The following is a 20,272-nucleotide window of genomic DNA, read 5'->3' as shown; positions in this document are numbered from 1 at the left end:
TTGAATTGGGCTGAAATCATCTTCGATTCGGTGTCCCCTGCGCAAACCTGGCAGTCCATTTTTGCCGCGTTGCTTGACATAGCGAAGAACTCGGCAACCCCTTTCGCGCTTCATGATGAGACTGTGAGCGCCGACCGCCTCATTTCGGAGGCGGCATGGGAGTTGTGGCAGGCGTATCCTCAAGTTGCGACTCGGACGACGCAAACGCTAAGGGAGTGGTGCAGTGGCCCATCAGCCGGCGGCCGAGCCGTTCTCGTTCTCGACGCCCTGTCACTTCGTGAACTCCCCATGCTGCTTAGAGGGGCAAGACAACACGGCATCCAAATACAGTCGATCCAGGTTACAGGCGCAGAGGTACCCTCTTTGACCGACCAATTTGCCAGAGCTCTGGGGTGTTCAAGCCGTGGGGCTTTGGCGAACGACGCCAAACCGGGCACTTTGCTTCTTTTCGCAGGCGATGTCTACACTGACGTGACTGGTGTTCCATTTGAGGACTATCCAATACCCCATTCTCCAAACATAATTGTATGGCACACCTGGCTAGATGACCTGATACATCTTCAGAACCGGCTTCCCGAGCAGGTTGCCGCGAGCGCCAGTTCCGTGCTTCAGGGCGACGGATTCTGGAAATTCGTCAACAAGATTCGTAAGGGCAGGAGACTGGTCATCACTTCTGATCACGGCTACGCTGTCAGCAAGCTGTTTTCTTCGGAGGTAACCGACCCGGAGGCGCACGATCTGCTGCGAAATGCATTTGGGGCATCGCGGTACAAATCGGCTGAACAGGAGTGGGACCGAAGGTTCATGCCACCGTTGGTCATGTCGCACAACCAACACCACGTGATCATGGGACAATGGAAATGGAAGGTCCAAGGGGGCTTCCCGCATATCTGTCACGGCGGCATGAGTCTGCTTGAAGTAGCAGTCCCTTTTGTGGAGTTGACTGAGTTGTGAGAGCCATGGAGCGTTCGAAGGCAATCGACCTATTCGGAAACGAAGTGGGCGCACAGGACGTGAGGCGAGAACAGCGGGGACGCTCACACAAAGAGCTAGGCGACGAAGATCCAATTGCGCCGAACCTCGGTAAGGCGATCCGGCTTCCGGTGCCGGATTTTGGCAATCCTGAACGGAAACCCACCTGTCTTGAACTCGACTTTCCTATTGCGCAGATCAACGCCGTCTCGCAACTTGAAGGAAACGCCGGCAAGCCCATCTATCAGATGTCGAAGTGGTGGGCGCGCCGGAGGAGTAGTGTCTTCCGTGCGATGCTGATCGGAGCGGCTACACAGGCCCCTGACGACCCGGGTGAGGCCGCAAAGAGGATATGGGATCACTATTACTGCAACCATCAAAAGGCAGGCTCCTTCAAGAACTTGCGGGTGCTCGATTGCTTTATGGGCGGAGGCACGACCCTCGTGGAGGGTTCTCGCCTAGGCATGCAGATGGTTGGCGTTGATCTCAACCCGATTGCCTGGTTTGTCGTAAAGAACGAGATTGCCTGCAGCGACCCGGAACAGGTGAAAGCCTTCTTTGTCGAAATAGAGAAGCACGTCAAGCCGCAGATTCAACCCTTCTACATCACAACCTGCCCAAGGGGGCATGAGGGGCATTGGATAGACAACGAGTCCGGGGAGACTGTAGAAGTTGATCCTATTGTGCTACCGCCCGAGGCGCGATCACGCTATCGGTGGCAGGGGCCTGAGGTCATATACACGTTCTGGGCTAAGCACGGGCCTTGTCAGGCGCACGGCTGCGGGCACCGGACACCGGTTTTTCGTTCCCCATTAATTGCTGAGAAGGGTCTCTCTACCGACTACCTGGAGATCACTTGTCCAAAGTGCGGAATGGCCTTCCATGCCGAGTTAGGCGAGACACGAATGGCGCCCGGAGCCGAGCGGGTTGTGCTCGATTCAGAAGGCCTATTCACCGAACTCTCACAACCATTTGCGACGCTTCTGTCCGAGTACGATAGGGGAAGCTCGGATGACACGTACGAGCGGACGCTGAAGTTGAGGGAACTTCTACGAGACGAGCCAGGCTTGTACTGCCCGAGTTGTGGGGCATTCGCTGGGAGACGGTTGGCTGACATACTCGATCGCCATGCTAGGCCGTCCGCGAAGTCGTCAGAGCGTAAGAAGAAGGCGTTTGGCATCAGGCGCAAGCAAGTGCAGATGTACCTTCTCATTCACCCGGACTGGCTGAAAGGCTCTTCAGGCGTGGAGAATGGGAGGGAACTTGGCGGCTGGGCTGGCGCAATGCCGGATGATACGGCTCGTTGGAACCTTCTACGCCTTGCTGACTGCAGGATCGTCGAGGTGCGCGGCAAAACCCTGCCTGATACCATAAGGCTTGCGGATCTATCGGTCATCAGCACGACCGATGGCACGGTCCCACGAAAAGCGGAGTTCACTTGCGCTTCGTGCGGCAGAAGGGCAAACGTCTTGGAGTCTGTGCGAGCCAGCGGTCATACAGCCCCGGTGGCAGTCTATGCACTCCAGTGCTATTGTCCGGAATGCGAAGCTGAAGGCTACAACTACGGCGGACGGTACTTTAAAGTGCCTGATATGCAGGACATTACACGCTTAAATGCGAGTGAATTCGAATGGTCTTTCCGGAAGGAAGACGATCTGAAGGACTTCTGGCCCAAGGCCGAGTTGTGGGTCTCGTACATGACTCACAAGCTCAATGGAGGAATCCCAAACTGGGGCTATACCCACTGGTGGAAAATGTTCAATTCGCGCCAGCTCTTGGTCCATACCCAGCTGCTGAAGGCAATCATGGGGGCCTCAGGAGAAGCATGGCCGCTGGATGTGCGAGAACAGGCACTTGGGGCTTTTCAGCAATACCTCCGGAATCAGAACATGTTCTGTTTCTGGGATACAGGCTACGACAAATTGGTGCCCATGATGTCAAATGCCAACTATCACCCAAAGAGCCTGGTTGTCGAGAACTGTGTCTTCCCAGGACTTGGACGCGGCAATTGGCGATCAAACGTGGCTTCCACCCTTGACGGGGTCGCGTGGGCAAGGAACCCTTGGGACGTGGTTCTCCCCGATGAAGTGGAGAAGAAGAGAAGCCTCCGAGAGGCGCCGGGGGACCCGGTGATTCCAGGCAGTTCAAGTGTGCTGTGCGGTTCCTCGACCGATCTACCAGCTTTGGATAGTGCACCCTTTGACCTCGTTATCACTGATCCTCCATTTGGCAACAACCTGTTCTACGCGGACCTGGCCGACTTCTTCTATGTCTGGCTGAGGATACCGCTATTGAAGTGGTATGAGGGGTTGCCAGAGCGGCGCTACTTTGAGCCAGAACGAACACCTCACAGCCTGGAGGTAGTTGACAACTCGGTAGAACACCCGGATGATCGCGAGGAGTACGAGAAGTCGATGTTGATTCCGGCCTCCCATCTCCAGATCATAAGAGATATTACCGGTGACGGCTCATTGCAGCAGAATGACCGAAACCCGCTCTACAGGCCTGAACCATCTGGAGATTTCTACCGGCAGACCTTGACTGCCTGCTGGGCAGAGGCCGGTCGATTGCTCAAAGACGGTGGCATTATGGCCTTCACGTTCCACCACAGTGAATACGAGCCGTGGATCGAAGTGCTCAGGGCCCTATTCGATGCTGGCTACGTCTTGGTAGCTACCTACCCGGTGCGTAGCGACGAGTCTAAAGGAGAGTCGGGCGCGTTTGGATCCCGCAAAATTGAATACGACATCATCCACGTATGCCGGAAGCGACTGGAGGAATTACAGCCTGTAAGCTGGGCCCGTATGAGACGCTGGGTCAAGGACGAGACTGGGCGATTGAAAGGGCTGTTGGAGCAGTCTCACGGGAAGGACCTCTCGCAATCAGACCTGAAAGTGGTCCTCACCGGCAAGGCCCTCGAATTCTACAGTCGCCACTACGGCAAGGTCTTCACCGGCGACGGCCAGGCGCTTGACGTCAGGGATGCGCTGTTGGGCATCAACCAGTTGCTGGACGATCTCAACGAAGAGTCGTCAACGCTGCATCAGAGGCCGCCAGCCAACGCGGAGCCGCCGACCCGTCTGTATCTGCGAGTGTTTCTTGGGCGTTGCGAGATGGAACGTGACGATCTACACAAGACCCTGCGGGGAACGGGGTACAGCCAGAGTGATCTGGAATCACGGGGATGGATACGTGGAGTTGGCAAGACTGTGCACGTCGTTCCCATTGCCGACCGGTTTGCCTGGTTCACGCAGCCGGGCCGCAACCGAAAGGCTATCAAGACCGATCTCGATCAGGCTCACTTCTTGATGGGAGCAGCCCTACATGACTCGGGAGTAAGAATTGACGATGAACTCAATAATCCCAACTTCCATCTCAGGAAGTCTGTTGACGATATTCTCAAGTGGTACGTCACGGTCGACACCGATAGCAGGATCAGGGAAGCAGCCCAAACCGCTTACGGGATCGTCCAACACTGGCGCAATCGCAAGGTTCCTTCCATATCGGCTCAGATGAGGCTTGACCTACTGGAGGAAGACGAATAATGGAGACGCTTTCGAGCTCAGTGTGGCAGCGGAAAGGGTCCAGCGTGGTTTTCGATGGAGCCGTCCTCGGGCCCCTCATTTCCGAGGGCGCCGTGGTGTCCCTTCGCGAGGCGCTAGGCTGGCTGCGAGAACCCCCATCTGCCCTGCCAGTCCCCGGCCGCACGGTCCTCATTTCGGGACTTCAGGCGTTGGTCGAAACACTTCCACCGGAAGAGGTGACCCGGTTCCTGGTCAATCGTGTGGAGCCGTTGATCAAAGAGATTCAGGGCAGGTGGCCGGAACACGGAGTAGTGTTCGGTTTTGCGGCCCATCAGAAGGCCTTCACCGAAACCCCAATGGATGATGCAGTCTTATTCCACCGTCGCGACCGCCACATCATCAACCTCTCTGATGGGCTATGGAATGGGAGCGCACCTGGGTACATCAAGCGAATCGTCCGTGCGGGTGATGACCCCAACCAAGAGGTGATCGTGGGCTACTATGTCGGACGCCTCTCCTGACTTGAAGCCGGGAGTTCGGGTTTCGCATCGCGACCTTGGCGAAGGCGTCGTCGTTGGCGTCGAACCTGCGGGTTATGTGACGGTCTTCTTCCAATCCGTGGGTGAGAGAAGAGTCCCATCCGCAGCCTTAGCTCTGTCTGCGGATCGATATGACCAAATAGTATCGGGACTCACTCCAGTGTCTCCTGAACGTCTTGAGAGGCTCTGTCTTGCGATTGAAGCGGAAGAACTCCCGCTAGTGGGCAACGCCGCAACTCTTACCTCGGCCAAAGTGGACCTGTTACCTCACCAGGTTGTGCTAGTGCACCGCATTGCGAATGCCAGCCCCAGACGATTCTTGGTGGCTGATGAGGTCGGTCTTGGCAAGACTATCGAGACTGCGCTCATTCTGCGTGAACTCATGTCTCGTGGCGAACTCCACCGAGCCCTGATGATTGTACCCGCAGGCCTCGTAGAGAACTGGCGCAGCGAATTGAACGATGTGTTCGGCCTGGATTTTGAGGTGTTCGGCAGTGAGGGAGACGTCACCGATCGCAAATCGAACGCTTTTTCCAGGCATAACATGCTCATCGCTTCCATCGACACCCTTAAGCGGAGGAGCCGAATCAGGAGACTACTTGAAGCCCCACCCTGGGATCTAATAGTCTTTGACGAAGCTCACCACCTGAGCGTATACCGTAGTGGCAATAGTGTTACCAAGACTGAGAATTTCAAGCTGGCGGAGGCGCTGCGCGGTCATTGCCGGGATCTCCTCCTGCTTTCCGCGACGCCGCATCAGGGCGACCATTTTCGATTCTGGGCTCTCATACGCCTCTTGGCGCCGGGGCTGTTCGAGAATGTGGCCGATATGGTAGAAAATCGCCATCGTCTCAATGCGGTGGTGATCCGACGCACCAAAGCAGATGCGTGTGCAGCTGATGGTAGCCCTCTGTTTGCATGTCGCACTGTCCATACAGAGGCTTTCTCGCTTTCAGCCAGTGAGAAGGAATTCTATGACGATCTTCTTACCTATCTCAGAGATGGATACGGTTTAGCTGCCAGGCAGGGCTCGAAAGGCCGCGCGCTTGGCTTTGTGATGTCTGTGTTCCAGAAGATTGCGGCCAGCAGCTTTGCCGCGATAAAGCTTACCCTCCAAAAACGCCTGTTGGCGTTGACAATCCAGGAGGCTATGGAGCGGGATGACTTGTTGGATGTAGACGGTCGAGACCGCCTTCTTGATGAAGCGCGAGAGATCATCCGAAGAATCCATGACCTTCCGTATGACCAAGTAGGAAATGCTCAGACCGAGCGGATCTTGGCTGAGGCCAGGGTTAAGCTGCTGAAGAAGAGGACTGAAGCCCAAGACTATATGCAGTCGATCGAGTGCCTCTTAGACGCCGAGGCAGCTGCGGCCGCAGGTGAAGAATTCGCAACCACTCTTGCGCTGGCGTCATTACCAGAGGAGAGAAAGCGAATTTGCACCCTTCTCTCCCAATATCCGTCTGGAGTCGAAACCAAGTCTCAGATTCTGATCCATGCGCTGAAACAAATCTGGGGCCAGAATCCTGAAGAAAAGGTTGTCATCTTTGCGACCTATCTTGGAACGGTTGAGACCATCCGGCGCCATCTCGATGAAACATTCCACGGTAATGACGTTGAGGTGCTCAAAGGCGGCGATCATGGCGCAAAGGTTGCCGCCATGAAACGCTTCCGTCGAAAGGACGGGCCCAGAGTGCTGGTGTGCACTGCCGCAGGTCGCGAAGGGATCAACCTGCAATTCGCCCGAATCTTGTTCAATTACGATCTGCCCTGGAACCCCATGGACATCGAGCAACGAATCGGTAGGATTCACCGGTATGGGCAAGAGTCGACCGCCCAAGTATACAATCTGGTGGCCGCGGACACGATTGAGGGCCAGATTTTCCTACTGTTGGAACAGAAACTTAACGACATCGCCCGCGCTCTCGGCAAAATGGATGAACACGGTCAAATCGCTGAGGATCTGCGTGGACAGGTGCTGGGGCAATTGGGCAGCCAGCTAAGCTATGATCGGCTATACCAGGACGCTTTGTCAGATCCCACGCTTAAACGCACCCGACTGGAACTTGAGGTGGCTCTCTCGAACGCGGACAAGGCAAGGCAAGTCGTTTTTGAGCTGTTCCAGGATCTTGAGCGGTTCGATCTTGGAGACTACATGAAGCAAGATGATCAAGGTCGTGGGATGGAACGGCTCGTCTCATTCATGAGCCGCGTCGAGAGACTTACGGAGCGGCAGATGAAGCAGAGGGATGCAACACTGTGGGAACTCTGGCAGAGTGACACCCCCCTGCTATTCACCTCAGATCGCGAACGTGCCCTGCAAAACGAAGATTTACATCTGATGGGGCTTGAACACCCGGTAGTACGGGAGCGCTTTAAGACCTGCCTCGGACTCCCTGAAGCGGGTCGAGGACTCATCGGCAAGATTAGCGCCCTGCCTGAGGGAGGCCTTCTCTCGGTCTGGCTGGTCACTGTGAATTCCGCTAACGGTAAGCCCGGCCGTCACGTGGTTCGAATAGGGATCACCCGTGAGGGAGAGCGCGCGCCCTGGCTGGAGCGACTGGGGGCTCGCTTGGCCAGTATGTCCGAGGCGGGGGGCTCGGCTACAGGAACATGGAAGGACATTGCGATGAGGAATAAGGCTCGTCTGCAGGAGATGCTTCATCGGGAGCTGTTTTACCAGGGAATTATCTCCGAAGGAGCGGACTATTCGGCGTCGCTTCTGGCACTTTTGGCAATAGAGAGATGACCACTGACAATAGACGAATGCAGAACATGGGCAGGCATCGGGAGGATCCCGGCTACCAACTGCAACAACGGGGCCCATTGTTGCGACTCCGGTCTGCAAGGCTGATGAACTCTCCGAAATCGCTTTCTCGAGCTGCGTATTTCGACTGAAGCCGAACACCGATTCCAGCTCAAATCAAACGCCAATTCCGACTAAAATCGAACGGTCACTCCGTCGGAATCGAACACACTTGCTATTGTGCGCACTCGTGACGTCCGCCGGCTCCGATCCTGGAGGATTCTGCCTTCGACCCGGAGAAGTTTCCATACTCAACCGCGACTCACCATCCGGGAGGTGTACAGATGATATCCGGCGCGGTCCTCGCTTCTGGTGAAGGACAAACCCTGGTTGGGCGCCGCAGGGAAGTCGCAAAGTTTCTTTACTCCATCGGAAAGGCCAGTGACCCCGTCAGTTTCCAGGCCTTCGTGTTCGTGGCGCAGAGAGGAAACGCCCTCTCCTCAGAGTACGAGTTCGATTTCTCCCGCAACCTGCCGCTGAGCGTTGACCTCACCTGGGACTTAGAGGGTCTTATGCATGACGGCATCATCATCGACGAACGGCGCGGGAATGCCATCCTCGTTCGCGATGATCTCGGCAAGACCCTGGACAGGGTCGAATCACCACTCGTGGAAAGACTGGCCACGACCGACCCCCCAGCGGTCCTCACGCTCGCGAGACTCATCTGGCTGACCCAGGACAGGGGCATTCCTCTGGATGAAGCTGGCCGGTTGCTGGTGGAGAAGGGCATGATCCGTCCAGAGTGTGTTCACGCAGCCGAGGAGCTGTACAAGGCCTACTTCCAGTTGCAGGCACCGTGCCGTGACTGAGTAGCGGCCCAGCGCGGGGGTGTGAGGAATAACCCGCCCAGCGACACCTCATCTCTGACACCCCGGGCACACAAACGACGCCGTCGACCCGGTCTTGATCTTCTCGATCAAACCCCCGCAAACCGGGCAAGGCTTGCCTTCCCTGTACCCCACGAGGAAATCCTTGAATCCCCCCGGCCTGCCGTACAGGTCCTTCTCATAGGCCAGCCCGCCGAGTCCGGCCGCGGTGCTGAGGACGTCGACAACCGTATTGTAGAGGGACTTCATCTCGGCCTCGGAGATCGAGGGGACCGGCCTGTCAGGATGCAGGCGCGCCTTGAAGAGGATGTCCTGGATGTAGACGTTCCCGATCCCCGCGATGCACCTCTGGTCCATCAACACCGGCTTGACGGCGCCCCTCTTCTTCCGAAGCAACTCGCTGAAGCGCGTGAACGTGAATGTCCGGCTGTCCAGCGGATCGAGCCCCAATTCCGCGGTCATCTTGTGGGTATGCGCGGCGTCCCCTGGCACCGCGTGGGCGTACCCGAACCACCAGAACCCCATCGTGAGGACGGCGCCGTCCTCGAAATCGAACCTAACCTGGTACTTGGGAGGCAGTCCTTGCGGCGTTGGGTGGAACAACACGTCACCCCCCATCCCCAGGCTGAGGAGGAAGAGGACTCCCGGCTCGAGGTCCGCGACGACCCACTTCCCCCGGTGCCGGACACCCGCGAACGTCTTGCCCTCGACGAGGGACTTAAATTCATCCACGCCCGTATTCAGGCACTTGCCCTGCCGGACTTCCACCGCCGCCACCTTGCGGCCCTTCAGTTCTACGTCCATCTGTCTTGCGAGGTTGAAGGTCTCGGGCAACTCCGGCATCAGTCATTCCTCCCGGGTTCTCACCAACCCAAGGTGGTTGGGGCACACCGTCCGGCACTCGTGGCAGGAGAGGTAGAATCCTCCACCCTCTGTGCAGCGATTCGACCGCTCCCTGCACCGGCGCTGATCGATGGTCACACCGTCGAGCGCGCCGGCGGGGCAGGCCTCCAGGCACAGGCTGCATCCAGGCATACACGGCTCATAGTCCGCCAAACGATCCGCCTCGAGCTCCTCCGACACCAGCACGGCGCTCATCCATATCATGTTCCCGTACGTTTCGTTTACGAGCAAGGTGTTCTTGCCGATCTTGCCCAGTCCCGCTATCTGCCCGGCGTGCTTGAGAGACAGGATGCCCCTTCCGTGCCTGCGCGCGGGGTCCCAGTATTCGTACGGGTCGGAGGCGGGTACGGACACGGAGTCGATTCCGCAGGCCTCCAGGTCTTCGCATAACCGGAACGAGATGGAATCCATCTTGTGCACCATCATGTTCCTGGCGAATGTGTAGGGGATCGGGGACGAGGATCGCAGGCAGCTGCGTGGAAACCTCGCGGCCAGCACGGCCACCGATTTGGAGCCCCGCAGGATGTCCTGCGGGTGGAAGCCTTCCGGAGCGTTCTCAAAACGGGCGACGGGCGCTATGCCGCAGAGGTCGGCGCCGAGCCGCGCGGCGGCGCTCTTGACGTACGGTGCGTCGACAGACTTCATTACACAACGCCTCCAGACTCCTCCAGTGTTCGACGTGGGGCGGCTGTGCCCTCTTGCTCCAGTTATTCGGATCATTCACTCTGTCGGCGAAGCGCTCAATAGGTCCCGCGTGGGTCTGCCAGAAGGCATCCACCCGAGCGAGCACACAAATAGAGGGCTAACCCTCGGTGCGGGCCGCAGGGAAGTCGCACGGCTTCTTTGCTCCGTCGGAGAGGTCAGTGACCCCGTCAGTTTCCAGGCCTTTGTGTTTGCGGCGCAGAGGGAACCTGTTGTCCGTGAGGAAAGACTTCGGGACTCTCATCGGGGATTGTGGGATTCGCTTCCCCGCCGGCGACGACTCACAGGTCGAAATCGGGTTCACGATAGCACCCGCCCATCAGGGGCATGGGTACGCAACAGAAGCAGTCAGGGCGGTTCTGAGGTATCTTTTCACGACGCTTCGAAAGCACCGGAGGGCACTCTGTTCCGTGGTGAGTTTGGGGGCAGAGGGAAGGAAGGTTTCAACATGGAAAAGCGAGTACAGGATGAACTGAACATCCTCAGGGACATCATAGTGAACACTGTGCCCGTGGAGCGGATATTCGTGTTCGGATCGCATGCAGGCGGCTCGCCGCACATCGATTCGGACTTGGACATCTGTGTAGTGATGCCGGACAACGCTGCCATCAGGGAAATTGACGCTATGAGACTGATACGGAAGGCAATCCGCAACAAGAAGACGATGGCTGTCGACGTGATCGTCAGCAAGAGAAGCAAGTTCGACCAGCGCAAATTGGCTCCGGGCATTGAGAGGGAAATTGCACACGAGAGTATGGTGCTGTATGGATAAGCTCAAGAAAGCACGAGAGTGGTTGAGACTCGCCGAGATGGACCTGGACGCTGCCGAGTATCTTCTGAACATGCGCCCTGTTCCTGTCGAGATCGTCTGCTACCATTGCCAGCAATATGTGGCGTTCAGGCGCGGTATCCATTTGAGCTGATGCTGGAAGAACACGACATGAGACAGGCGCTCAATAGTGCAAGAACAATTCGGGATCTTGTTCGAGCGCTGGCGCCACAGATGGTGCCCGCCGAGGAGTAAGAAGGACAATTACGCCTGATGAAGCAGTTGTTGAGGCAATCCCGACGAATCCGGCCGTGAAACGGGAAGACCTCAACTGACCGGAGATGTTTTGTGGGTTTCTCGGTACAGGAACGCAGGGTCCGTGTGGCAAGCCCCCCATCCGTTCTGTAGTCAGCCGCAACGGCTCTGCCTGAGCCACGCGCAGGTGCCGGCTCTAACGTCCTCGCACTCCTCCCACGTCAACCATCCAAGACGCTTGCTGACACCGGCCCAGTCCACACCCTTCCTATGGGTGGGGTCGCGCGCCGGTGCATCCGGGCACCGTCAGTAGTTGTCGATCAGCCACCCGTAAAGCCGACTGCTGGGATTCTCACGGTAGAGCCGCGGCGTCAGTAGCACGAACAACGTTAGTTCGGCGCGCCCAGCGATTCGGGCTGCTCTGAGAGAGTCTGCGAGCGTAGATTTGGCACGGAACAAGCTGACATCCCGTAACGCGGACGTCCGATTGAGAGCCGCCGCGACGGTAATCCAAAGGTGGGGCTGATCCGCTGTCGAACTCTTGCAGTGCCACGTTGCATGCATCGTTCTGGGGGGATTCGAGTGGACGACCTGGTGCGGCTTGCCAACCTGATCCGCGAGAAAAATGCGCTGGACGCCGAGATCGCCAGCATCACAGGGCGTCCCGCGCTGTGGGTCACGTAGGTGAGTGGATTGCGTCGAAGGTGTTTGGGATAGTCCTTGAGGAGTCAGCCAGTTGCAAGGGGAGGGGCTGGAACTGAAGCTCATCGAGCTCCCCTCGGAGATCTAGTCCCAGGTGGACAGGGTGCGCGAGGGTGCAAGTCGAGAGGTCTCACCGCGAAGTCAAGGGGGAACCTCCGGTGCCGCGCGCAAGTCAATATGACCGATACCACGCACGGCATTGGAGGTGCTATGGATTGACCAGAGAACGAAAGTTGGCTGCAGCCATCGTGATGTGCGCCTCCTTAGTTGCGTCTTCATGCGCGGCGACTTCGGCCGCAGGGGGAGCTTCCGCAGAGACGCTGGTCCCCGCGCCCGTGGAGGAGGCGCCCTCTCTGGCACCGCCCTCTGCGGCAGCGCCCGCCGCGGTAGCGCCCGCGACTAACCTCGCCCTCGCAGAGGCCGATGACACTGTCCCCATGTGGGTGGACGGGACGCCTCTGCAGACCAGGGGTCGGCTGGTGGATGGCCGGACCATGGTGTCCCTCAAGGGTTTCGGCGGCGAAATGCGCATGGGCGTCAACATCCACGCCGACGCCGGCACTGCTGAGATCACCGGTGGGACCAGGACCGTTTCATTCGATGTCGGCAAGAACACCGCCACGGTCGGAGACCACCGGACGCAGGTGTCGCCGGGTGCAATGTTCCTGGACGGGCAGACTTACGCGCCCCTGCGGTTCATGGCGGAGAACATGGGATTCAGGGTTGTGTGGGACGCCACCGCGCGCTCGGTCGCATTGTTCCGGGTCGAGGAGAATCCCCTCAAGATAGACACGGTAAAGGACATCTCGGAGACGGAGACTCTCCAGGTAAACATACAGTACCCCAGGATCGGGGGGCTTGCGAACAAAGACGCTGAGGCCGCCTTCAACGAGCATTTCCGGAAGGCTGCAGCCGCCTGCCGCGCTGCGGGCGAGAAAACCGAGAAGGACCTCAAGGGCCAGCCCAACAGCACCGATCCCAGGGTGATTCAGGTGCAGGAGTGGCTTGACTACAGGGTGGCGTACAACCGCGACGGCATCATCAGCATCGTGTTGACGCAGTTCGAATACACCGGCGGCGCTCACGGTATGACAGTCCAGAGTTCGTACACGATGAACATACAGACCGGCCAGGTGTACGCACTCTCCGACCTGTTCAAGAGCGACATTGACTACGTCATGCTGATGAGCGACGAGGTGAAGAAGCAGATCGCCGCTCGTGGCGGCGACATTTTCCTGTTGCGTCCGTTTGAGGCGATCCGCAAGGACCAGGACTTCTACACCCAGGATGGTTCGGTGGTCGTCTACTTCCAGCTGTACGAATACACTCCGTACGTGGCGGGAATCCAGGAATTCCCCGTGGAGTTCGCAGCCCTGGAGGGGTCGCTCGACCCGGGATTCGAGGAACTTATCATGGGGGATTAGGCGCGCAGGTTACACGCTGATCAGACGTGGTTCGGCATATTTCCGAACAGGAACGAGTCGTAACCGGCCACGACTTTGACCTTGTAGGGGGATCATATGAAGACCGACATCACAGAGGCATTGCTTGAACACCATTTCCACAGCTTGCTAATGGAAAGGTTTTCACTCTTGTACGGGCCGATACTACAGGTGTTCAAGCCTGATCCGCGATACGAAGCTTGGGTTGGGTTCGACAAGGCTTTTGTCAGAACACATCTTTCTGAAAGAGAGTTCTACAGGCGCCTGAGGAGTGCAGCAAAGAACCAGCTCTCCCGGCCTCGCCTCTTCTATGTTGCCTACTTTCTCCAGTTTAAGAAAGTAGAGCCTATGGTGAGGTCCCGTAGGCTGCCGCCCGGGTACCATACCCCTTACTACAGGAGCAAATTGAAGCTAGACGTTGATGAGGCGACCGGTTTGTCCCAACATGAGACTCTTAGAAGAATCGCACAGATCGAAAACGCGTCGGTGGATTATGCCTGCCCGATGATTTTCGACCGGTCAGATCTGTGGTACCCCCCGAATTCACAGCAGCTGCGGCTAGTCCCGCTAAAGTCCGCCCCGGGCTATTCGGACTCACCACACTACATCGTATTCCAAACTACCGATGACCCAACCCCCCTCTGGTTCAGCGAGGCATCGGCTGCAGAGTCTTACTCGCTGGATCATTGGATCTTTGGATTAGTAGGTGATAGCCCGCAGCTGTCTGATGGCGAGCGGGTACTTGAAACGCTGTTGGCCGCTGCCAGGGCAACGCTGGACGAAGACGCCCCCCGCGACCGGTCCGGGTTCACGAGGTACTTGCCCCAAGCTACCACGGTAATCGAGTTTGTGAGCAAGGACTAGACCCCGGCTAAGTCCCAGCAGGCCAGCACTGCCGTGCCGTTGGACGGTGAAAGCGCGAGACAACGCGAGCCGAAAACGTCCACCCGGTTGAAGTAGTGAAAGAGGGCCTGCCGTGGTATCCCGGTAATGTCCTCTTGTTGTCGCCTGTCGCTTTCCTGTGGCGGATCTCCTTGAAAGGGCGAGGCGTGGAGACACTCTGCTCAGTGTTTGTGTGGTCAATCTGGGCGAGGTTCTCTACATCATCGAACGGGAGGAATCAGTTCAGGCCGCGCAGATAGCGCTAGCGACCATTGACGGCCTCCCGGTCAAGCAGGTGAACGCCTCCCGTGAGGTGACCCTCCAGGCGGCGCACTACAAAGCGGCATACAGGATGTCCTACGCTGATTGCTTTGCCCTGGCCCTCGCGAGGCAACTGGGCGCGGTCCTGGTGACGGGAGATCCCGAACTCCGAGCCCAAGATGAAGTTGAACTCCTCTGGATTGGAGAATGTGATACACCCCAGGCGTGATTACAGACATACCGCGCAAGAAGCCGCGAAAAGGGGCGGAAACGATGACCAGGACCGTGAGAGCGGTGTTCGACGGACAGGCTCTGCGGCCGGAAGAGCCGATTGACATCAAGCCCGACACTAGAGTGACGCTTACCATCAGGGTTGCCGAGAAGAAGGCTGCCGGTAAGGTCGCCAGGCGGTCGTTCCTGGAGACTGCCCTTTCGCTTAAACTGGATGGCCCCAGTGACGGGTCGCGGCGCGTTGAAGAGTATCTTTACGTCGAACGGTCATGACCGCAAAGAGATTTTTTCTCGATACTTCCTGCGTGATTGCCCTTTCAGTGTTGTCGCACCAGATCGCGACAGCTCACAAACAGATCACGAACTTGCCGGTCTCCAGCATCAAGGCAGGGAACAGACAACATGAGTAGGGGAGAGAAAGCCAGATAGAACGGCATTTGAGGGACCACATGGCACCACACACAAGTGGCTTCCTGGAATCCCACCTTCGGCACCATTTTTATTTGTGGGCCGGGAAGAGGCCCTTTTTTTATACTTTGGAAGCGTCATGTAGATCATGAACAGATCACGAGGGACAGGTTCAGTGTCTGGCGGCATCCTTCGATGGGCGGGTGTATCGGATTCATGAACAGCAATAAGACATGCTCTAACAGTAAGACGTGCTAAAGCATTTCGTTGGCCAGCGATGTTCAGTGTACGATTAACAGACGAGGCATCAAAAGATATACTATAGACAGCAGGGTTGTGAAAAGGAGGACCGTTATGGAGATTGCTAACATCACAGAAATGAGGCAGAACCCAGCAAGGGTGATCTCACGTGCTGTGCGGACTAAGCAGCCCGTTGTAGTGATGCAAAGGTCCAGACCGGTTGCCTACATCGTCGATGCGGCAAGTTATGAGGCTACGCAGAGAAGGCTTGACGAGGCGGAGAAGATCGTGCGCCTGAACGAAAGCAGGATGGCTCTGGAGGAACTGGCTAATCTGCGAGCGAGCATGCGAGAAGACACCGGAGACTCCGTAGCCTTGATTCGTGAGCTCCGAGAAAGGAGATCTCAGTGACCATGCCGCTATGCCTCGACGCAAGCGTTATAGTAAAAGTGCTGACCAGGGAGGAACACAGCGAGGCGGCGACGAGGCTCCTTGAAGACGCAATTGAACAGGAAAGGCCCATCGTTCTTCCCGACTTTGCTCTGCTAGAGGTCGGCAGCGTCTTGAGGCAAAAGACGCACAGAGAGCTCATTACGGTCGAGCAGGCGGATAAGGCCTGGCATTGGTTTCGCAGGCTCCAAATCATCGGATATATGGGATCCCAGCGTTATGCGGACAAGGCCTGGGACACCAGCAGGCAACTCCGCCTTCCCACGCTGTACGACGCCGCGTACCTGGCAGTTGCGGAAACCGCTGCGGAAGAGGCGGGAGCGGTTTGTGAGTTTTGGACAGCCGACGAGAAGCTTTTCAACCAGGTGAGCGCGCAGAAGTCTTATGCAAGGCTTGTCGTTTGAGGGGCGCTACGACCTCCGGCGGCAGCTCCGCGATGAAAGACCCCGGTTTTATAGCAAGGGCCGCTACTCCGGGCTTGTTCAGCTGGAGGATGAGGTTCTTGAGCCCCATCGGGTTGTCCATGACTGTGACTGTCTTGAGGGAGTGTGAATAATTCTGTGTAAATGGTCTCTGCCGGTATTCTCCGGGCGCCTCACGCTATGACCCCGTCCACCTCCATCCTGTCACCGAACTGGAGGACGAACTGCGACATGCAGTTTGCCCATTCCCTCACGGGCATACTCCATTTCACCCTGGCGCGTCTTGAGAGTCTTTCTGCTGTACCCCCCACCTCGTTGCGTGACCCAGATTTTCACCGGGCGTTAACGCTGCTAGCGTCAAGGCGCTACAATCGAGGCGGAGGTGGTTTTGTGTCAGGGACCACGCGGCGCCAGAAACTGAGCATTTATATAGACGATGCCGAGTTGCGCCGCCGCGCCAAAGTGGCTGCAGCACGCCGCGACATGAGTCTCAGCCAGTTCTGCGAAGAAGCAGTCAGGGAGAAGATTGACCTCGAGGAAGGAGTGGACCGGATAGCCGGGGCGATTCGAGCGGCACAGCGTATGGATGAACGCCGGGCAAGAATTGGGCGCTTGGGCCTGTCTGCTCGCGACCTGATTGATGAGGGGCGGCGTATCTGGCTGCAGCGGAAGAGAGGTCGTATCCCCTCTGGACTGCGGACCGGCGGTTCCTCCAATCTGTTCTGGTGGAACGATATGACGTGAGATGGATCGGTGATTTCCCCTCGCAATACTGAGGATCACGAACACTCCCCTGATAGCTAAAATGCGCGATGCGCAATGCCTCAACTCCATTTAGTTGACAAAGGCAACTAAATAGTATATAATGGCAAACAAAAAGGGGGATGAGCTCATGCCGGCTGACACCCTCGAAGACAGGATTTCCGCCGTACGGCACTTCAACCGCTTCTTCACCCGGCAGATCGGCGTGCTGCGCGAGGGCCTCCTGCACAGCCCCTACTCCCTGACCGAGGCCCGCATCCTATTTGAACTCGCGCACCGCGACAACCTGACCGCTTCCGAGCTTGTCCGTGAGTTGGGCCTGGACGCGGGTTACCTCAGCCGCACCCTGGCGCGGTTTGAAGAACAGGGACTTATTGAAAGGGTCCGTTCAGAACAGGACGGGCGCCAGCGACTCCTGCGCCTCACCGAGGAGGGCAAGAATGCCTTCTCGCTCCTCGACCGGCGTTCACGCGACGAAGTAGCCGAGATGCTGAACGACCTCAGCGAAGAGGACCAACAGCGCCTCCTGAAGGCCATACATACCATTGAGAGCATCCTCGACAGGAAGAGATTCAAGTTCTCCGAGCCCTTCTTCTTGCGACCGCACGAGCCGGGTGACATGGGCTGGGTCACCCACCGGCACGGCGTGCTTTATGCTCAAGAGTACGGCTGGGATGAACGCTTCGAGGCGCTCGTGGCCCAGATTGTCGCGGATTTCATCAACAACTTCAAACCGGCACGTGAACGATGCTGGATCGCGGAAATGAACGGTGAGATCGTCGGCTCAGTATTCGTCGTGGAGGCCAGCGAGACGGTCGCCAAGCTCCGGCTCCTGCTGGTCGAGCCCAAGGCGCGGGGCTTAGGTCTCGGTACCCGGCTCGTCGAAGAGTGCATTCGCTTTGCAAGGCGCACCGGCTACAAGAAGCTCGTGCTCTGGACCAACAGCGTGCTCGAAGAAGCCAGGCACATCTACGAGAAAGTGGGCTTCACACTCGTCGCCCAGGAAGCACACCACAGCTTCGGTCACGACCTTATCGGGGAGACATGGGAACTGGCCCTCTGAGGTGGTGTTCGCGCGTGTCCCTTACCACCCCTGCCGCACCTCAACTTTGGAGGCTCGGAGACTCCGTCACTGCTGGCGGTTCTGCCCGGGAGTCATCCCGAGCCTCTTGAGTTTATTGTACAGGGTACGCCTGCTTATGCCGAGGAGCCTCGCCGTGTCGGTACGGTTATACGCGCAGCGCCGTAGGGCGTCGAGTATCGTCGCGGACTCCCATTCGTCCCTGGCCTCCTGGATCGACGCTGGCTGGAGACCGCCACTGGGCCTGGGAACGGCGTACGCACCCGTAATCACAGCGCCTGAATTCGATAGCTCGGGGGTCAACGAGTTCAGGGTCAGCGTGTCACCGCTTGAAAGAACCAGCAGCCGCTGGAGGAAGTTCTCAATCTCCCTGACGTTGCCGGGCCACTGGTGTCGCGAGAGCTCAGCCACCAACGCCGGATCGACGTGTGGCACCGCCCTGCCCAACCGCGCGCACAGTCTTTCCACAAGCCTCGGGACCAGCAGCGGTATGTCCGATGGCCGCACCCTGAGCGGGGGCATGTTTATGTTGACGACGTTAAGGCGCCAGAACAGGTCCTCCCTGAACTTTCCTTCCCGTACCATCGCCGCCAGGTCCCGGTTGGTGCAGGCAATGATGCGAACGTCAACCTTGATGGTCCGGTTTCCGCCGATCCGCTCGAACTCCTGTCGCCAGATGGCGCGAAGCAGCTTGGGCTGCATCGCCAGTGGCAGTTCGCCGATCTCGTCGAGGACGAGGGTTCCCCCGTTGGCCTGCTCGAACCTGCCCACGCGACTACGCACCGCGCCGGTGAAAGCGCCCGCCTCGTGGCCAAACAATTCGCTCTCGAGCAGCTGCTCGGGCAGGTTGGCGCAGTTGATCTTGAGGAGGGGTTTATTCCTGCGGTGGCTCAGGCTGTGGATGGCCTCCACCGCGAGTTCCTTTCCGGTCCCGCTTTCGCCGGTTACCAGGACGGTGACATCGCTGGGAGCGACCTTCCGGATTACCTCGTAGACCTGCTTCATAGGGGGCGAACTGCCGACCAGGTCGCCAGGGCCGTTCACTTCGTCATGGACGATGTTCTTTAGTAACTGAGTCGTGCCACTTATGGTTCTCCGGACGAAAATGCTGTCAATGCTCGAACCACCTCCATAACCATGCACTTTCACCGACTGGGTGAATTCCCGAATGCTGTGCGAGTCGGCGAGCGGCCCTCCGTATGCCATGTAGACCAGGCCGGTCCGGATCCCCTGGGTCGACTCGACCACCTTCTGGTACAGCGCTATGGCCTTGTCCATGGGAATGCAGGTTCTCAATCCGCCCTCACCCGAGTGGGTGAAACCAAAATGAACGCAAAGGACGTCTGCGCCGGCTTTCACCATGGCGCGGGCTTCCTCCGGGGTCTGGGCGAATGCGACCGTGAAGAGCCCGCGTCGCCTCGCGAGGTCGATCATTTCGACCTCCCGCTGGAACCCCAGACCCTCTTCCTCCGCCATTTCCCTGAAGGCGCCGTCCATGATGCACATCGTCGGAAAGTTGATGACGCCGTGGAACCCGGCATCCTGTAGCCGCTTGAGCAACTCGGCGTGGGAGAGGGAGGGGTCGCTCGCGCACGCCCCGAACACAACAGGGATACCTTTCACTCGCGGGAGTACCTCGCGGACCCCGAAATCCATAACCTGTTGATTCGCATTCGTGTACGGAAGATAGCCTGCTAGCGAGGTTACTCCTGCCATTCTGAATCGTCCTGAGTTAAAGAGGAAGATGATGTCGGCGCCGCCTTCCTGAGCGTGTCTAGCGGCAAACCCGTTTCCTACACCGGCGCCTATGATGGGCCGTCCAGTTCTCACCACAAGCTCAAGTTGCGTAACGATCGCTTCTCGGTCCAGGTCAGCCACCGTACCCATCATAGACAGACCCCCTGGCCTGTGCACGGGGTGGGAAAGGTAGTACTCGCCTTTCACACTCAATGGGAAGAGATCTTCTCAAAGAAAGGCGTCCCGCTTCTCGTCCGGACACTGATGCGCAGTTCAACGGCTCGCGCGGGCTCCGCGTCATACGGGCACAGCGATTGCATTATACAGCTGGCGACCCAATTCCTTCCTGGAGGTGTG

Annotated in this window: 18 protein-coding genes and 1 pseudogene; 16 read left to right on the top strand and 3 right to left on the bottom strand. The window is 57.9% G+C overall.

Features of this window, described 5'->3' with window-relative positions:
- The 5 genes from HPY55_01280 (at position 1) to HPY55_01260 (ending at position 8,650) form a co-directional block, all read left to right on the top strand.
- Complete coding sequence (locus HPY55_01280; GenBank protein ID NPV69262.1) at positions 1 to 954, top strand: hypothetical protein; 954 nt, start codon at positions 1 to 3, stop codon at positions 952 to 954.
- A gap of 5 nt (positions 955 to 959) precedes the next feature.
- On the top strand, positions 960 to 4,517 hold the full coding sequence (locus HPY55_01275; protein ID NPV69261.1) for a DUF1156 domain-containing protein: 3,558 nt from the start codon (positions 960 to 962) through the stop codon (positions 4,515 to 4,517).
- Complete coding sequence (locus HPY55_01270; protein ID NPV69260.1) at positions 4,517 to 5,017, top strand: hypothetical protein; 501 nt, start codon at positions 4,517 to 4,519, stop codon at positions 5,015 to 5,017. The genes HPY55_01275 and HPY55_01270 overlap by 1 nt, the downstream gene beginning before the upstream one ends.
- Positions 4,998 to 7,784 (top strand): DEAD/DEAH box helicase family protein, encoded by a 2,787-nt coding sequence (locus HPY55_01265; protein NPV69259.1) that lies wholly within the window; start codon positions 4,998 to 5,000, stop codon positions 7,782 to 7,784. Before HPY55_01270 ends, HPY55_01265 begins: the two co-directional genes overlap by 20 nt.
- A gap of 341 nt (positions 7,785 to 8,125) precedes the next feature.
- The gene (locus HPY55_01260; GenBank protein NPV69258.1) at positions 8,126 to 8,650 is read left to right on the top strand and encodes a hypothetical protein; all 525 of its coding nucleotides are present in this window, start codon (positions 8,126 to 8,128) and stop codon (positions 8,648 to 8,650) included.
- A gap of 48 nt (positions 8,651 to 8,698) precedes the next feature.
- On the opposite strand, the gene HPY55_01255 is transcribed toward HPY55_01260, so the two are convergent.
- Both HPY55_01255 and HPY55_01250 read right to left on the bottom strand, forming a co-directional pair.
- Positions 8,699 to 9,511 (bottom strand): Fpg/Nei family DNA glycosylase, encoded by an 813-nt coding sequence (locus HPY55_01255; GenBank protein ID NPV69257.1) that lies wholly within the window; start codon positions 9,509 to 9,511, stop codon positions 8,699 to 8,701.
- A gap of 3 nt (positions 9,512 to 9,514) precedes the next feature.
- Positions 9,515 to 10,216, bottom strand: a complete 702-nt coding sequence (locus HPY55_01250; GenBank protein ID NPV69256.1) for an epoxyqueuosine reductase — start codon at positions 10,214 to 10,216, stop codon at positions 9,515 to 9,517.
- 167 nt (positions 10,217 to 10,383) lie between these two features.
- Here HPY55_01250 and HPY55_01245 point away from each other — a divergent pair, with 167 nt between their 5' ends.
- The 11 genes and pseudogenes from HPY55_01245 (at position 10,384) to HPY55_01195 (ending at position 18,160) form a co-directional block, all read left to right on the top strand.
- Positions 10,384 to 10,749, top strand: coding sequence for a GNAT family N-acetyltransferase (locus HPY55_01245; GenBank protein NPV69255.1), 366 nt, complete (start codon positions 10,384 to 10,386; stop codon positions 10,747 to 10,749).
- Positions 10,722 to 11,045, top strand: a complete 324-nt coding sequence (locus tag HPY55_01240; GenBank protein ID NPV69254.1) for a nucleotidyltransferase domain-containing protein — start codon at positions 10,722 to 10,724, stop codon at positions 11,043 to 11,045. The genes HPY55_01245 and HPY55_01240 overlap by 28 nt, the downstream gene beginning before the upstream one ends.
- A pseudogene (locus HPY55_01235) lies at positions 11,038 to 11,297 on the top strand (HEPN domain-containing protein). Before HPY55_01240 ends, HPY55_01235 begins: the two are co-directional and overlap by 8 nt.
- Before the next feature lie 917 nt (positions 11,298 to 12,214).
- Entirely contained in the window at positions 12,215 to 13,423 is a 1,209-nt protein-coding gene (locus HPY55_01230; protein ID NPV69253.1) for a DUF4163 domain-containing protein, read from the top strand.
- 96 nt (positions 13,424 to 13,519) lie between these two features.
- Positions 13,520 to 14,305 carry a hypothetical protein gene (locus HPY55_01225; protein ID NPV69252.1) on the top strand — a complete coding sequence of 262 codons (786 nt, stop codon included), beginning with the start codon at positions 13,520 to 13,522 and terminating at the stop codon, positions 14,303 to 14,305.
- A gap of 157 nt (positions 14,306 to 14,462) precedes the next feature.
- A complete protein-coding gene (locus HPY55_01220) occupies positions 14,463 to 14,813 on the top strand; it encodes a type II toxin-antitoxin system VapC family toxin (GenBank protein NPV69251.1) in 351 nt (116 codons plus the stop codon).
- A gap of 44 nt (positions 14,814 to 14,857) precedes the next feature.
- The gene (locus tag HPY55_01215; protein NPV69250.1) at positions 14,858 to 15,088 is read left to right on the top strand and encodes an antitoxin family protein; all 231 of its coding nucleotides are present in this window, start codon (positions 14,858 to 14,860) and stop codon (positions 15,086 to 15,088) included.
- A gap of 489 nt (positions 15,089 to 15,577) precedes the next feature.
- Entirely contained in the window at positions 15,578 to 15,874 is a 297-nt protein-coding gene (locus HPY55_01210) for a type II toxin-antitoxin system Phd/YefM family antitoxin (protein ID NPV69249.1), read from the top strand.
- Positions 15,871 to 16,317 carry a type II toxin-antitoxin system VapC family toxin gene (locus tag HPY55_01205; protein NPV69248.1) on the top strand — a complete coding sequence of 149 codons (447 nt, stop codon included), beginning with the start codon at positions 15,871 to 15,873 and terminating at the stop codon, positions 16,315 to 16,317. The genes HPY55_01210 and HPY55_01205 overlap by 4 nt, the downstream gene beginning before the upstream one ends.
- A gap of 408 nt (positions 16,318 to 16,725) precedes the next feature.
- Positions 16,726 to 17,079 carry a hypothetical protein gene (locus HPY55_01200; protein ID NPV69247.1) on the top strand — a complete coding sequence of 118 codons (354 nt, stop codon included), beginning with the start codon at positions 16,726 to 16,728 and terminating at the stop codon, positions 17,077 to 17,079.
- Positions 17,080 to 17,227: 148 nt separating this feature from the next.
- Positions 17,228 to 18,160, top strand: a complete 933-nt coding sequence (locus HPY55_01195; GenBank protein NPV69246.1) for a MarR family transcriptional regulator — start codon at positions 17,228 to 17,230, stop codon at positions 18,158 to 18,160.
- A 66-nt stretch (positions 18,161 to 18,226) separates the two neighbouring features.
- Here HPY55_01195 and HPY55_01190 read toward each other — a convergent pair whose 3' ends face one another.
- Complete coding sequence (locus tag HPY55_01190) at positions 18,227 to 20,068, bottom strand: sigma 54-interacting transcriptional regulator (GenBank protein NPV69245.1); 1,842 nt, start codon at positions 20,066 to 20,068, stop codon at positions 18,227 to 18,229.
- Positions 20,069 to 20,272: the final 204 nt, after the last annotated feature.

The organism is Bacillota bacterium (genome assembly GCA_013178305.1).
Classification (GTDB): Bacteria; Bacillota; Sulfobacillia; order JABLXB01; family JABLXB01; genus JABLXB01.
This window is presented reverse-complemented; position numbering and strand designations above follow the sequence as displayed.